Genomic DNA, 14,877 nt, shown 5'->3' with positions numbered 1-14,877 from the left:
AAACCATGCCCCTACCCCGCACCCCGAGTTTCCGTCTGGATGGTAAGCGCGCCCTTGTGACCGGAGGCACATCCGGCATCGGATTGGGATGCGCGGTAGCACTGGCCGAACACGGGGCGCATGTCACCATCGCGGCTCGCAATGCAGAGCGGATGGAAGATGCGGCACAGGATATGCGCGCCGAAGGCTGGCAGGTGGACACTCTGGCGCTGGACGTAGCGGATGTGGCGGCGACGCAGGCGCAAGTGGCACAAAACGGACCTTTTGACATTCTGGTCAACTCCGCCGGTTTCGCCCGCCACGCCCCTGCGCTTGAAACAACCGAAGCGGACTTTGACGCAATGACCGACCTGAACGCGAAGGGTGCCTATTTTCTGGCGCAAGCCGTCGCAAAAGGATTGATCGCAGCGGGCAAACCCGGCTCCATTATCCAGATTTCATCGCAAATGGCCCATGTGGGCGGACAGGAACGGGCAGTCTATTGCGGCTCCAAACACGCGGTCGAAGGGTACACCAAGGCCCAAGCGATCGAATGGGGCCCACATGGTATCCGTGTCAACACAATCTGCCCGACCTTCATTCGCACCCCCCTGACCGAACAGACCTTCAAGCGCCCCGAACTGGTGGCCTGGATTGAAGACAAGATCAAACTCGGGCGTATCGGCGAAGTGGAAGACATCATGGGGGCCACAGTCTTCCTCGCCTCGGACGCCTCCGCCCTGATCACCGGCAGCTCCCTGCTGATCGACGGGGGGTGGACCGCAGACTGACCCACGCTTCAATGTTCCCGAAATACTCATAAAGAGGCAAGCGCATGCCAAACGACAAGATCACATCCCTCGACGTTGCCAAACGTGCAGGTGTGTCACAATCCGCCGTCAGCCGCGTGTTTACCAAAGGGGCTTCGGCGAGCCAGAAAACCATCGACAAAGTCCGAAAGGCGGCAAAGGAACTGGGCTACCGGCCCAATGTTCTGGCCCGCTCGCTCATCACGGGGCGCTCGCGTATTGTTGGATTGGTCGTGGCTTATCTCGACAATTATTTTTACCCTGTTGCCCTTCAAAAACTGTCAAATGCGCTGAAAGAGGAAGGCTATCACGTGATGGTTTTTATGGCGTCGGACACCACGAAGGATATTGAACGGGTGGTGGACGAAATGCTGGATTATCAGGTGGATGCCATTGTGGCCGCTTCTGTCCCATTGTCATCCGATCTGGCAGGACGCTGCCGTGACGAAGGGATTCCGCTGGTGTTTTTCAACCGCTCGCAGGACGGCGAGAACCTGACCAGTGTCACCGCAGACAATTATGCAGGCGGTAAGGAGATCGCACGGTTTCTTGCAGCACACCATCCCGAACGGATCGGGTATATTGCAGGGTTTGAAGGCGCATCAACACAGCGGGATCGCGAAGCAGGCTTCCTTGACGGTTTAAAAGCCGCCGGACGGGAGGTATCGAGCCGCACCGTCGGGAATTTCAACACGGAAGAAACCCGCGCCGCCGCGCTCGCCATGTTCTCAGCCCCGCGCCACCCGGATGCTGTCTTTGTTGCCAACGATCACATGGCTTTCACCGTGATGGACGTGCTGCGAAGCGACCTGCACCTGACAGTTCCGGGTGATGTGATTCTTGTCGGCTACGACGATGTGCCGCCTGCGGTCTGGGCCGGATACAGCCTGACAACCGTGCGCCAGCGCACCGGCCGGATGGTGGAAGAAACCGTGAAGGTTCTGATGAATGCGATCACTACCGGAGAGGCTCCGGTGGTGAATTTAAAGATTGCCGGCCCGCTGATCGTGCGCGGCTCAGCTCCTGCCCCAAAGGGCTGGACCGGTTAGCGCAACGCAACAAGGTCTATTTCCGGCAATTCCTGCAAAAGGATGATGTCTGCTATTCCAGCGTCACGTTATTCCGGAAACCCAAGAACCTTTCCAAAACCTTAATCCTGAAGCTTCATATAAGAAGCTTCATATTTGCAGGGTCATGGTTTTCTTACGTTACATTTCAATACTTTAAGATCTGCCCCTTCAAATCCCACAACTCCACATACAAAAAAAGCGCCCCGAACATGTCGGAACGCTTTGTCATTTCACCCCCTAAACAGGGCCGTCACAACACGGGATCAGTTCGGGGAACCGGCCAGTGGCGTGTTCAGATACGGGAACACATTCTGCAATTCGGCTGCACTGATCGGAGCACCATCGGTGAACGGCGCATTGCCAACCGGCGCATCTTCCGGATCACACAAACCCAGATTGATCAGATCGCTCTCTTCGTCCTCGACAGCGCCTTCAACACCCAATTCCGCACCCAGCGGCACCGGATGGCACAACGCACCCATCATCACACGCAGCGCAATATCCACCACATCATCGCCGGGGCGACGACCATTCGGGAAGCCGGCCAGATCTTCGGCAACCACACCATAAGGGTGCTGGCGGTTCCGCCATGTCGGGTCTACGGCTGTGTTGAGACGCATCATTTCGGATCCGACCACACCTGCGGGCTGGTTAAACCCCGGAAAGCCGGTCAGGAAGGCCGTTACTAGATCCTGACGGGGGAAGTTCGACGGTGCGATATCATCTTTAGCTCCGACCGCATCGCGGAACAGGGCATCCAGCAGGAATGGCAGTGTCGGGTTGGTCACATATTTCGCAAACTGCTTGTCATGTTTAGGTTCTGAGCCGTTGAATTTGTCCTTATCCGGAAGGCCAATAACAACCTCGTTCACCAGCGGGTTGGACAGACGGGACACCTGCTGCATTTTCGCAGGGGTACCTTCGGTTGCCGGTCCGGAAACGCTTGCAGTGGTCCATGCGCCGATCACCGGCTCGTCATCCTTGGTGATACATTGCGTAGGCACTTCGATCGCCAGAGAGGTCACATTCGCCTTACCAACCAGATCATCGTTTTCACGCGATTGCATGATACCACCGGGGAAGGACTCTCCATCCAGTGGCACAAGATTCACCAGATCGAAAATCTCGCCCAGATTGACAGCAAAGGCTTCGGCCCGTTGTCCGGCAAAGACACGACCGTCTTTCTTGCAGCCCGGAATTTTGAAATCGTAGATATAGCTGTTCGCATAGGCTTCATAATCGGGGATGGTCTTGTTCCCAACATTATCAAGCGGTTTGGTAAACTCTGTCATCCCCGAAGCAGAGCGCAGGGATCTGGTCTTTCCACCTGATCTGTGCCCCCGCTTCAGCGTCAGCGAATAGGCTTCATGCTCGCCCAGATTTGCGGTGTTGGCCGCAGAGACCGGACCCACAGCGCGCAACGGTACAGCCAGTTTCTTGTCCCCCACGGGCACACGGATATGACGGCCGTTCTTGACCAGGGTATTGGTAAACCGGAACTGGAATGTCAGATCTTCCTTGGCATCCCCGTCATTGTCGATATGGATTTCATAAACTGCGTTTTCATCCATAGTGAAATAGTTGGGACCGCCATAGGGGGCCTGCAGCGGTTGGTAGTTTGCAATGAAGGTGACATAATCCTTCCGGCCTCTTTCATAGGAGCGGAACATATAAAAATCTGTTGCGTCCACTTTCGGCATTTTGGCAATCATTGGCGCTTCGCGATGTGATGCGCCATGCGCAACCATTCCCACGGACAATGCCAGTGCCGATGCGGCCAGCCCTCTGGCTAAAAAATATCGTTTCATTTTCATAGGTACCCTCCCAATAAGTGCCTCTCCGGAAGTGGAAAGGCGACGGGGTGACGAGATAACCTTACGTCAACCGCGTAGAAGGGTTACGGGGGCTGGGCCATTCCGGATCATAAGTTATTCCATCACGTAACCGTGAGCCTGTGAACCAAACGCCGTTGCTATGGTGATTATCAACCCAGACGATGGCTGCAGGGATCACAAAAACCTTTTGTGCCAGTTACTTAGCCATAAAAATAGCGTGTCTCACGGCGATAAAATGAAACCCGCGCCTGCTGAAATTATTCTTAGGGAAAGGCAGCATTCACCGCCTTTCCCTTTCGTTTTCTGTCGAAATCGGGCCTATGCCGCGCCGTATCCACCCGGTGTCGGCGTGGTCACGATAACAGCCTCGCCCGGTTTCAGAACGGTTTGATCACAGCCGTTCAGCACCTCGATGCTGCCGTCCTGACGGCGCACTTCGGTTTTGCCGCTTAGCCCGTCCTCACCGCCCTTGATCCCTTTGGGACGGTTCTGCCGGTTGCCCGAAAGGATCGCCATTTCCATTTCTTCAAGGAAACGCACCGTGCGCCGTGTACCGTTGCCGCCATGCCATTTGCCCTTGCCGCCGGTGCCTTCGCGAATGACAAATTCCTCCAGATGCACCGGAAAGCGGAACTCCAGAATTTCAGGATCGGTCATACGGCTGTTGGTCATATGCACCTGCACCGCATCCGTCCCGTTGAACCCTTCGCCGGCAGGCGCACCGGAACAAATGGTTTCGTAATACTGGTACTTGTCATTCCCAAAGGTCAGGTTGTTCATCGTACCCTGACTGTTGGACATCACGCCAAGGGCGGCCATCAACGTGTTTGTCACCCCTTGCGAGGTTTCCACGTTCCCCGCCACCACCGCTGCGGGATATTTCGGGCGCAGCATGCAATCGTCGGGGATGATGATGTTGATCGGGCGCAGACAGCCCGCGTTCATCGGGATATTGCCCTGTACCATCACGCGGAAGGCATAAAGCACCGCCGCACGGGTCACAGGTTCGGGCGCGTTAAAGTTTGTGCCCTGCTGGGGAGAGGTTCCGGTGAAATCCACCGTGGCCTCGCGCTTTTCCTTGTCCACGGAAATGGCAACCTTGATTACCGCCCCCTGATCGGTACGGGTTTCAAAACTGCTGTCATGCAGTGCGTCGATCACGCGGCGCACGCTTTCCTCGGCATTGTCCTGCACGTGCTTCATATAGGCCTGCACAACGTCCAGCCCGAAGTGCTGCACCATCTTGCGCAATTCCCGCGCGCCCATCTGCTCGGACGCAATCTGCGCCTTCAGGTCGGCCACGTTCTGATAAGGGTTGCGGCAGGGGTATTTGTGATCCGTCAGCAAATGCAGCAAGGCTTCTTCGCGGAATACCCCCTGATCCACGATCAGGAAGTTATCAAACAAAACGCCTTCTTCATCCACACTGGTCGCCAGCGGAGTCATTGACCCCGGCGCAGTGCCGCCCACATCCGCATGGTGCCCGCGCGAGGCTGTGTAGAACAGGATTTCCTCCCTCGCATCGTCAAACACCGGCGTCACTGTGGTGATGTCAGGCAGGTGCGTGCCGCCGTTATAGGGCGCGTTTAGGCAGAACACATCGCCGGGGCGGATCTTGCCCTTGTTCTGTTTGATGATGCTTTCAACCGAGCGATCCATAGACCCCAGATGCACCGGCATATGAGGCGCATTGGCCACCAAAGACCCGTCGGCGGCAAACACCGCGCAGGAAAAATCGAGCCGTTCCTTGATGTTCACCGAATAGGCCGTGTTTTGAAGGGTCAGCCCCATCTGTTCGGCAATGGACATGAACAGGTTGTTGAACACCTCCAGCATCACCGGATCGGCGGTGGTTCCGATGGCATGGGCAGAGGGCAATGCCTCTACCCGCTTCAGAACGATATGGTCGTGGCGGGTGATCCGCCCTTCCCAACCGGGTTCCACAACGATGGTCTGGTGCGGCTCCACAATCAGCGCTGGACCGGGAATAACCTGTCCGGGCGTCAGCGCGGCGCGGTCCTTATAAACGCCCGCATCATGCCAGTCGGTGCCGGAAAACAGCCGTGTCTGGCCACTCGCCTCGGCTTGTGCCTCTGTTTCTTGCTGCGCAGGTTCGTCAATCGCCGCCCCGCCTCCAGCACTTTCCACCTCAATCGCCTCAACGACGATTTGCTTGTCAGGATAGACAAACCCGAACTGGGATTTATGGGCGGCCTCGAATTCCGCCTTCATGGATTCCACATCCCCCAGCAGCGCCTGCAAGGGCGTGTCCGTCCCGTCATAACGCAGATGAACCCGCTTCACCGTCTCGGGCGCATCCACGCCCTGATCGCGCAGTTCCGCCTCTGTCGCTGTGGCCAGTGCATCGGCTTCGGCCTGCACCGCTTCCAGATTTTCCGCCAGCATCGGCTTCACGATAGAGGCCGTGCGCGTGCTGCGAATATCCGCCAGCCCCATGCCATAAGCGCTAAGGATACCGGAATGGGGGTGTACATGTACCGTCGTCATGCCCAGCGCATCCGCCACCGAACAGGCGTGTTGCCCGCCTGCGCCGCCAAAGCAGGTCAGCGCATACGGGGTCACGTCATAGCCGCGCTGCACCGAAATCTTCTTGATCGCATTGGCCATGTTTTCCACTGCAATCGCCAGAAATCCTGCGGCGACTTCCTCGGCGCTGCGGCCGTCACCGATTTCTTCGGTCAGGGCTTCGAACTTTGCCTTCACAACATCCACATCCAGCGGCTGGTCCTGATCGGGGCCAAAGATCGCAGGGAAATTCTGCGCCTGCAGCTTGCCGACCATCACGTTCGCATCCGTCACCGTCAGCGGCCCGCCACGGCGGTAACAGGCCGGACCGGGGTTTGCGCCCGCGCTGTCCGGTCCAACAACATAGCGGTTGTTTTCATAGTGCAGGATAGACCCGCCCCCCGCTGCAACCGTATGAATCCGCATCATCGGAGCGCGCATCCGCACGCCTGCGACTTCGGTATCAAAGGCCCGTTCCAGATCGCCCGCGTAATGGGACACATCTGTCGAGGTGCCGCCCATGTCAAAGCCGATGATTTCGTTAAAACCGGCAAGACGCGAGGTTTCGACCGCGCCGACCACGCCGCCCGCAGGTCCGGACAGGATCGCATCCTTGCCCTGAAACCGGTCCGCTGCCGTTAGCCCGCCCGACGACATCATGAACATCAGACGTGTTTCGCTGTTCTCATCCAGCCCCAGTTCATCCGCCACCTGCTGCACATAACGGCGCAGGATGGGCGACAGATAGGCATCAACCACAGTGGTATCGCCGCGCCCGACAAATTTCATCAGGGGGGAAACCTCGTGGCTGGTCGAAACCTGCGTAAAGCCGACATCCCGCGCGATTTTTGCCGCCTGCTCTTCATGCTGGGGATAGGCATAAGCGTGCATGAACACAATCGCCACAGCGCGGATGCCGCTGTCATAGATCTTCTGCAGGGCGGCGCGAATATCATCATCCTGTGCAGCGGTTTCCACTGTACCGTCTGCGCGAATACGCTCGTTCACCTCTTCCACCTGCGTATAAAGCAGTTCGGGTTTGATGATGTTCTGGGCGAAAATATCCTTGCGGCCCTGATCGCCAATAGCCAGCGCATCACGAAAGCCTTTGGTCGTCAGCAGGCCCGTTGCATCGCCTTTGCGTTCCAGGAGGGCGTTGGTCGCAACGGTTGTGCCCATCTTGACCGTGTTGATCTTTTCATTGGGGATACGCTCCCCCTGGGACACACCCAAAAAGTCGCGAATGCCCTGAATCGCCGCATCGCGGTAGGCTTCGGGGTTTTCCGACAACAGTTTGTGCGTAGAGATTTTCCCGTCCGGATCCCGCGCCACCAGATCGGTAAATGTGCCGCCGCGATCAATCCAGAAATCCCACTTGCCTTGTGTCATCCCAAAACCCCTTTTCGATTCTGCAAAATTCAAACTTGCAAAACATCAACATTTTGTTGATAATTTGTCAACGTTATTTGAGAGTGTCCGCATGTCCAACCTCGGCCCCGTCGTATCCTCTGCCCATCTGGCCCAAGGCAGCTTTCCCGAACTTTCAGAGCTGGAGTTCGGCTTGACCATCGCGAGCAATGCCTTCCAGCGCTGGACCGTGCGGGGGATGGCCGCTGCGGGGACACCGGACCTGTCACCGTTAGAAGTGCAGGTACTGCACTCCGTCCACCACCGCGATCGGCCTAAAACACTGGCCGATATTTGTCTGGTGCTGAATATCGAAGACACCCATACGGTGAATTACGCCATCAAAAAGCTGGCGAAGGCAGGGCTGGTCCGCTCCGGTCGGCAGGGCAAGGAGAAAACCGTGGAGGCCACAGAAACAGGGGCAGAGGCCTGCCGCCAATACGCCGAGACCCGCGAAAAACTGCTGCTGACCGCCCTGCAGGATTTGGGCATAGAGCCAGATCAAATCAGTCGTCTGGCGGCCCTGCTGCGCTTGATGTCGGGCCACTACGACCAAGCCGCCCGCGCTGCTGCCGCCTATTAGCCTGCGTCAGCCAACCCCAATATATGCACGCAGGTATCGCCGTATGTCCGCATGTCATACTGCTCAAAACCCTCTGGTGTAGGTTGCGGAGCGTTTTCCTCCCAGACGATCAGAGCTTCGGGTGCAATCCAGCCCCCGTCCCGCGCCGCTGACAAGGCCTTTTGCCCCATCGCCTTGCCATAGGGCGGGTCAAGGAACACCAGATCAAAGGGCGCACCCTCTACCGGACCCAGCTTGCGGGCGTCGCGGCGATAGAGTTTCGTTTCGGATTGCACCCGCAACAGGTTGATATTGTCGCGGATCAAGCGCTGTGCCTTGGCGCCATCATCGACAAATTGCACGAACTCCGCACCACGGGAAAGCGCCTCCAGCCCCAGCGCACCGGTGCCTGCGAACAGGTCGAGCACCCGAGCGCCGCGCACCGGATCGCCATACCCGCCATTGACCAACAGGTTAAAGATGCTCTCGCGCACGCGGTCCGTGGTGGGGCGCAGATGCGCCCCGGCATCCCCTTTACCCACCGAAGTCAGTGCCGTGCCTTTGAACCGGCCCGAAACAATCCTCATCGCAGCAGGGTTTTCAGCTCTACGCCGGTATCTGCCACCAGCTCCCTGGCCGGAGACTTGCCAGCTTCGATCAACCGTTTCCCCACCATAAAGGCGCGGGGTTCATTGGCGGCATCCACGGCCAGCAGTTCGTCGCCCTTGTAATACCAGTAGGAGGCATCGCCTGCCTTGTCGCCAGCACGGGTGATCACACTGTCATAGCCCAGATTCAGCCCCGCGATCTGGAGCTTCACATCATACTGATCGGACCAGAACCACGGCTTTGCCACGTATGCCTTCTGCGCGCCCATGATGTTTTCGGCCACCAGTTCCGACTGATCAATGGCGTTCGGGACGCTTTCAAGCCGGATGCGCCCGCCGCGATAGGGAAAGGATGCGCAATCCCCTGCGGCCCAGATTCCGTCCACACTGGTACGGCCCTGTGCATCTGTGCTGATGCCGTTGTCGATGGCACATCCCGCCATTTCGGCCAGTTCCGTCGCGGGCGTAATCCCGACCCCGACGATGGCAAAATCCACGTCAATCTCGCGCCCGTCCGTCAGAACCGCACCACTGACGCGTCCTTCGCCTTTCAGACGGTCCAGCCCGACACCTTCAACAATCTCGACGCCATGGGACTGGTGCAGGTTGCGGAAGAAATCGGATGTCTCGGGACAGGCGACCCGTTGCAGAATGCGGTCTGCCATTTCCACGAGCGTGACCTGCAATCCCTTTTTGGCCGCAACCGCCGCTGCCTCAAGACCTATATAACCGCCGCCGATAATCAGCACGCGTTTCCCTTCGGCGAACTCGGGCGCCATACTGTCCACGTCCGTCAAGGTGCGCACCACGTAAACCCCGTCAAGATCGCCGCCGACACTGGCAGGCAAACGCCGCGGGTGGGAGCCGGTTGTCAGAACGAGTTCGTCGTACTCCAGTGCACTGCCATCCACCGTGACGGTCTTTCCTGCCGGATCAACCGCATCAACAGTCGCACCAAGCCTTATGTCTATGGTCTGGTCCTCATAAAAAGACAAAGGTCGCAGGTACAGCCGATCCAGTTCCATTTCACCCAGCAGATAGGCTTTGGACAGGGGCGGACGTTGATAGGGTGGCGCGGTTTCGGAACCGATCAATGTGATCTTGCCGTCAAAGCCTGAATTCCGCAACTTGGCGACACAGGAGCTGCCTGCCTGCCCCGCACCCACAACCACCACATGCCCCATGACAAATCTCCAAATCATGCTGGCACCTTGGCGCCACCGCTCTATAGTCAGGCCCAAGATAAACAGAACTGGAAAGGAAACTGCAATGGCTATCGGACCCGGAGATACACTTCCCGAAGCAAAACTGGCCAAGATGGGCGCGGACGGACCCGAGGTGGTTGACCTGAACGAAATGGGCAAGGGAAAGAAACTGGCGATCTTTGCTCTGCCAGGTGCGTTTACAGGCACCTGTTCTACAGCCCACGTCCCAAGCTTCATCCGCACGATCGACGACCTGAAAGCCAAAGGCGTCGACGAAGTGATCTGCGTTTCGGTCAATGACGTGTTCGTCATGCAGGCTTGGGGCGAGCAGACAGGTGCGACCGAAGCAGGCATCCAGATGCTCGCAGATGGCGACGGCTCTTTCACAAAGGCAATGGGGCGCGATTTCTCTGCTCCGCCGGTAGGGTTGATCGACCGCTCCAAACGCTATGCTATGGTCGTTGAAGACGGCAAGATCGTCACCCTGCAGGAAGAAGAAAATCCGGGCGTCTGTGACGTATCCGGAGGCGAGGCGATACTGGAAACGCTGTAACCCTCTACCGTTTTAAATCCTTTAAGATCGAAAAGGCCCCCTCCTGACGGACGGGGCCTTTTTCGGTTTAGGGCCTCCGGCGGGAGTATTTGAGGAACATTGAAATTCCTTAGGGACTGTCCTGCCTGTGGTAACAAGGGAGGGGAACAGACGTTGCCGTCAAGCCGGATCGTTGGCAACGTCTGTTCTCTCTGACGGAACCGAGAGGGGGATAGTCCCGTCAGTGCGCACGCAAGGGGCCGACGCCTTCGGGCGAAACGGCCCCTGCGCGGACCTGTCAGGAACGGGCAGGCCGTTCCGGTTCGTTTTCCTTAAGCACCCTGTCGACCATTCTCTCAGTGACAGAGGCATTCTCTGACTTCAGGCAACTGGCAATGGCAGCGGCATCAGGGCGGGACGGGCGCGCGCCTTTTGCAGGACGGGGCATACATCTTTCCAGAGCCGAGGAAGAGACATCCAAAGCAGATGCCATTTTGGCGATAGGTGGACCTTGGGGCGCGCCGCTTTGGGCGAAAACCGGCATCGGTGCAGTAAGGGCTGCGGCGATCCCGCAGAAAAGCACACGTTTCACGGTTGGAACTGTCATATTCACCTCTTCAGTATGTCGACCCAAAAATCGGGAACTGAGGTTTATACGGTGCGGTGAAAAACTTCCGTCGCTGAAAATTTTATTAAACGGAAAAAAAGTGCGAATTGCCGCCAAAGGCAAATGTGCCATTGGCACAAGAAACCGCCCCCCGCTTCAGGGGACGGTCGAATTGTTTTTAGCAGTGGCTTGCGTCAGTCGTTCACTTGAACAATCGTTCTTGTCGGGAATGGAATATCGATACCGGCTTCGTCAAAGGCATCCTTCGCCTTGCGTGTAAGATCGAATTTCACGTTCCAGTACTCAGCGGCATCCGTCCAGACGCGAATGGTAAAATCTACAGAACTGTCACCCAGATTTGTCACTTTAACAAAAGGCGCGGGCAGATCGTTGATCCGATCGTCCTCTTCCACCAGCCCCTTGAGGATCGTTTCCGCCTTCTTCAGATCGGTGCTGTAAGACACCCCGAGCACCAGATCGACGCGCCGCGTATCATGGAAAGAGTAGTTTTTGATTGCCGTACCGAAGACTTCTCCGTTGGGCAGAATAATCTGCACATTGTCTGTTGTAGCCAGTTCTGTTGTGAAAAGGCTGACATCCACCACGGTGCCGGAAAACCCGCCGATCTCAACGAAATCCCCGATCTTGAATGGCCGGAATACAACCAGCATCACCCCCGCAGCAAGGTTGGCCAGCGTGCCTTGCAGCGCCAGACCGATTGCAAGACCGGCGGCACCGATAACTGCAACCAGAGATGCTGTCTGGATTCCGAAACGCGCCAGAACAAAAATGACAGCAAAGGCCAGCAGCGCATATCGGGCAAGGCTGCCAAGAAAGGAGAACAACATGTCGTCGATCTTCTCGTGTTTCTTGGCGTAGCTGGCGATATAGCGCTGGAGCACTCCGCCAAGCCAGATAGCTGCTGCCAGAATGAGCCCTGCGTAGAGCACGTTAAGCAGCAGTGCGACAATCCATTCCATAATCTTACCCTTTTCCTATTCGCCTGCGAGGGCGTTCATCTTCCGTGCGAGCTTTACATCCAGATCAGACAGGCCGTCCACATCATGTGTCGTTAATGTTACCTCAACGCGATTATAAACATTGAACCATTCCGGATGGTGGTTCCATTTCTCGGCCCAGATGGCAGCGCGGGTCATGAAGCCGAAAGCCTCGATAAAATTCTTGAACTTGAAGGTTTTCTGAATTGCCCCGCGGGCGTCATCCTTGGCCCAACCTGTATCAAACAGCTCCGCCAGCGGTTCGTCGTTCTGCAACTTCTCAGCCATTGTATTCTCCTTTTTCCTTTCGAAACGGGCCATAGGCCGTCATCACTTCGATCTCTTCATCAACGGCATCCCGCTCTGCATCCAGATAGCGCGCCACGGCGTCCCTGAAGCCCTGATCGGCAATCCAGTGCAGCGAATGGACCTGCGTCGGGAGATACCCCCGCGCCAGCTTGTGGGGGCCCTGCGCCCCTGCCTCGACCCGCACCAGTTCATGTTCGATGGCATAGTCGATGGCGCGGTAATAGCACACCTCGAAATGCAGACAGGGATGATCCTCAAGGCAGCCCCAGTAGCGGCCATAAAGCGTGTCCCGCCCGATAAAATTCAGCGCACCAGCCACCCAACGCCCGTCCCGCTCGCACATCACCAGCAGAATATCGTCCCGCAACTGTTCATGGGCGAGGTCGAAAAACGCACGTGTCAGATAGGGCGTGCCCCATTTGCGCATACCTGTGTCCTGATAAAACAGCCAGAAGGCATCCCAATGCTCGGGCTGTATCTGATCGCCGGTGAAACTGTGGATGGTTCCGCCAAAATCTTGCGCGGTCCGACGCTCCTTGCGGATATTCTTGCGCTTGCGGGAAGACAATGCCGACAGGAATGCATCGAAATCAGCATAGCCGTCGTTATACCAGTGAAACTGCTGCCCTGTGCGGCGCAACAGCCCCATTTGCTCGCCTGCAAGGGCCTCTTCTTCGGTGCAGAAAGTGACGTGTAAGGACGACAGTTCATTCTGCGCGGCCAGTTGCACTGCCCCCTGAACAAGAGCGCCCGTCGCGAGTTCATCCAGACCGGAGGCCGTCAGGAAGCGGCGTCCGGTTACAGGGGTAAAAGGCACAGCCGATTGAAGTTTTGGATAATAGGCCCCGCCAGCGTTTTCATAGGCATGAGCCCAGTTGTAATCGAATATATATTCACCCTGACTGTGGGTCTTGGCATAGGCTGGCATCACCCCGACCAGCCGCCCGTCCTGCCTTGCAACAAGATGCCGGGGCATCCAGCCGCTGTCAGCTCCGACCGACCCGCTTTGCTCCAGCGCAGACAGAAAACGATAGGTGGTAAACGGATCAAACGGACGCTGGCCTGCCCCGTCAGGGCAAGCACAACTGTCCCACTCCTGCGCTGTGATCTGGTCAAGACCACTGATAACGCTGATCTCTACCGGCGCGGAGCCTGTGGTTGTCTCTGGGGGTGATTGTTCGTCCATGTCAGCATCCACATGGGTGCCAGAGCCGACAGGTCAAGCCAGATACCCCTCAAAGGTGATGTTCTGCGCCACTTTGCGCGCCTCTTTTTCTTGCGCGGGGGATCTGACAGTCCAGCAAAACACCGTAGCACCCTGTGCGATCAGACCTTTCAGGGCCGCGCTGTGAAGGTCTTTCACCTGATGAGATACAAAACTGGCCCCGACCCGCGCGTAATCGGGGATCATGGCAAGCTCTGCACAACGCTCTTTCGGCACCTCCGGCCAATCTGCCGGATCGAAGGGATCTGTCACCAGTCCGCGGGGAATGTCCGGCGCAAACTTCGCGCATTTGGCCACCGAATGGGGGTTGAATGACATCAGCGCCACCGGCCCCTGATAGCCTTGCAGGATATCGCAAACCAGCCGTTCTATATCGCCGGTGTCCGGTCCGAGCGCGCCGTCCTGATCCTTGATCTCGATCAGCAGGGGCACCTGTCCTGCAACCAATTCCAGAAACTGTTCCAGCGTGGGAATCGGTTCGTCCCCGTGGGTCAGGCGCATGGCGCCCAACTCGCTCGCGGTGTGTTCGCGTAGCGCCCCGAAATGGCGCGTCAGACGTTGCAGGTGGTCGTCATGAAACACCATAGGAACGCCATCAGACGACAGTTGCAGATCAATCTCGATCCCGTATCCCGCCGCAATCGCAGCGCGCGCACCGGCAAGCGAGTTCTCGGGCCGGCCCGCGCGCACGTCATGTAAGGTGCGGTGGGCCAGCGGAGCTTTCAAAAAGGCGTCCAGCATCAGGAAATCTGGAAGATGCCTTCAATCTCTACCGCAACGTTGAACGGCAAAGAAGAAGTGCCCACAGCCGCCCGTGCATGGGCTCCGGCTTCACCGAAGACCGCGCCCATAAAATCGGATGCGCCGTTGATAACAGCAGGGTGATCTTCAAAGTCGGGCGTGCAATTTACAAAACCGCCCAGCTTTACCACCCGTGTTACACGGTCAAGATCACCGTCGCAGGCCGCTTTCAACTGGGCGATCAGATTCAGCGCACAGGTTTTCGCCGCTTCCTGCCCCGCCGAAACATCCAAATCCGCGCCCAGTTTGCCACAGATCAGCCCGTCGGCACCTTTGGCAATCTGGCCAGAAACATAAACCATGTCGCCGACAACGACATAAGGCACGTAATTGGCTGCCGGGGCCGGTGCTTCTGGCAGGGTCTCGCCAAGGTCTGCCAGAACCGCGTCAATTTTTCCAACCAT

At 57.4% G+C, this 14,877-nt stretch carries 14 protein-coding genes; 4 read left to right on the top strand and 10 right to left on the bottom strand.

Going from position 1 to position 14,877, the window contains the following annotated elements; all coding sequences use genetic code 11:
- Positions 1-5: 5 nt before the first annotated feature.
- Entirely contained in the window at positions 6-770 is a 765-nt protein-coding gene (locus C0U40_RS02465) for an SDR family NAD(P)-dependent oxidoreductase (RefSeq protein ID WP_101654158.1), read from the top strand.
- Positions 771-814: 44 nt separating this feature from the next.
- Positions 815-1,837 (top strand): LacI family DNA-binding transcriptional regulator, encoded by a 1,023-nt coding sequence (locus C0U40_RS02460; protein ID WP_101654157.1) that lies wholly within the window; start codon positions 815-817, stop codon positions 1,835-1,837.
- A gap of 284 nt (positions 1,838-2,121) precedes the next feature.
- Here the strand turns inward: C0U40_RS02460 and C0U40_RS02455 are convergent, their stop codons facing one another.
- Together C0U40_RS02455 and C0U40_RS02450 are read right to left on the bottom strand one after the other, a co-directional pair.
- Positions 2,122-3,672 (bottom strand): DUF4331 domain-containing protein, encoded by a 1,551-nt coding sequence (locus C0U40_RS02455; RefSeq protein ID WP_101654156.1) that lies wholly within the window; start codon positions 3,670-3,672, stop codon positions 2,122-2,124.
- A gap of 339 nt (positions 3,673-4,011) precedes the next feature.
- Entirely contained in the window at positions 4,012-7,608 is a 3,597-nt protein-coding gene (locus tag C0U40_RS02450) for a hydantoinase B/oxoprolinase family protein (protein ID WP_101654155.1), read from the bottom strand.
- A gap of 91 nt (positions 7,609-7,699) precedes the next feature.
- Here C0U40_RS02450 and C0U40_RS02445 point away from each other — a divergent pair, with 91 nt between their 5' ends.
- Positions 7,700-8,209 (top strand): winged helix DNA-binding protein, encoded by a 510-nt coding sequence (locus tag C0U40_RS02445; RefSeq protein WP_101654154.1) that lies wholly within the window; start codon positions 7,700-7,702, stop codon positions 8,207-8,209.
- On the opposite strand, the gene rsmD is transcribed toward C0U40_RS02445, so the two are convergent.
- Both rsmD and C0U40_RS02435 read right to left on the bottom strand, forming a co-directional pair.
- Positions 8,206-8,775, bottom strand: a complete 570-nt coding sequence (gene rsmD, locus C0U40_RS02440) for a 16S rRNA (guanine(966)-N(2))-methyltransferase RsmD (protein WP_101654153.1) — start codon at positions 8,773-8,775, stop codon at positions 8,206-8,208. The genes C0U40_RS02445 and rsmD overlap by 4 nt on opposite strands.
- The gene (locus C0U40_RS02435) at positions 8,772-9,980 is read right to left on the bottom strand and encodes an NAD(P)/FAD-dependent oxidoreductase (protein ID WP_101654152.1); all 1,209 of its coding nucleotides are present in this window, start codon (positions 9,978-9,980) and stop codon (positions 8,772-8,774) included. The genes rsmD and C0U40_RS02435 overlap by 4 nt, the downstream gene beginning before the upstream one ends.
- A gap of 85 nt (positions 9,981-10,065) precedes the next feature.
- On the opposite strand from C0U40_RS02435, the gene C0U40_RS02430 reads away from it, so the two are divergent.
- Positions 10,066-10,554: a peroxiredoxin gene (locus tag C0U40_RS02430; RefSeq protein ID WP_101654151.1), complete on the top strand. Its 489-nt coding sequence runs from the start codon at positions 10,066-10,068 to the stop codon at positions 10,552-10,554.
- Between the two features lie 277 nt (positions 10,555-10,831).
- Here C0U40_RS02430 and C0U40_RS02425 read toward each other — a convergent pair whose 3' ends face one another.
- The 6 genes from C0U40_RS02425 to C0U40_RS02400 all read right to left on the bottom strand — a co-directional run bounded on the left by C0U40_RS02425 (position 10,832) and on the right by C0U40_RS02400 (position 14,877).
- On the bottom strand, positions 10,832-11,140 hold the full coding sequence (locus C0U40_RS02425; RefSeq protein WP_101654150.1) for a hypothetical protein: 309 nt from the start codon (positions 11,138-11,140) through the stop codon (positions 10,832-10,834).
- A 194-nt stretch (positions 11,141-11,334) separates the two neighbouring features.
- Positions 11,335-12,120, bottom strand: coding sequence for a mechanosensitive ion channel family protein (locus C0U40_RS02420; RefSeq protein ID WP_101654149.1), 786 nt, complete (start codon positions 12,118-12,120; stop codon positions 11,335-11,337).
- A gap of 15 nt (positions 12,121-12,135) precedes the next feature.
- Positions 12,136-12,426, bottom strand: a complete 291-nt coding sequence (locus C0U40_RS02415) for a 4a-hydroxytetrahydrobiopterin dehydratase (RefSeq protein ID WP_101654148.1) — start codon at positions 12,424-12,426, stop codon at positions 12,136-12,138.
- On the bottom strand, positions 12,419-13,633 hold the full coding sequence (locus tag C0U40_RS02410; protein WP_101654147.1) for a GNAT family N-acetyltransferase: 1,215 nt from the start codon (positions 13,631-13,633) through the stop codon (positions 12,419-12,421). Before C0U40_RS02410 ends, C0U40_RS02415 begins: the two co-directional genes overlap by 8 nt.
- A 33-nt stretch (positions 13,634-13,666) precedes the next feature.
- The gene (locus tag C0U40_RS02405; protein ID WP_101654146.1) at positions 13,667-14,413 is read right to left on the bottom strand and encodes a glycerophosphodiester phosphodiesterase family protein; all 747 of its coding nucleotides are present in this window, start codon (positions 14,411-14,413) and stop codon (positions 13,667-13,669) included.
- Positions 14,413-14,877 carry a RidA family protein gene (locus tag C0U40_RS02400; protein WP_101654783.1) on the bottom strand — a complete coding sequence of 155 codons (465 nt, stop codon included), beginning with the start codon at positions 14,875-14,877 and terminating at the stop codon, positions 14,413-14,415. The genes C0U40_RS02405 and C0U40_RS02400 overlap by 1 nt, the downstream gene beginning before the upstream one ends.

The organism is Neptunicoccus cionae (assembly GCF_002860325.1).
Classification (GTDB): Bacteria; Pseudomonadota; Alphaproteobacteria; order Rhodobacterales; family Rhodobacteraceae; genus Amylibacter; species Amylibacter lutimaris.
This window is presented reverse-complemented; position numbering and strand designations above follow the sequence as displayed.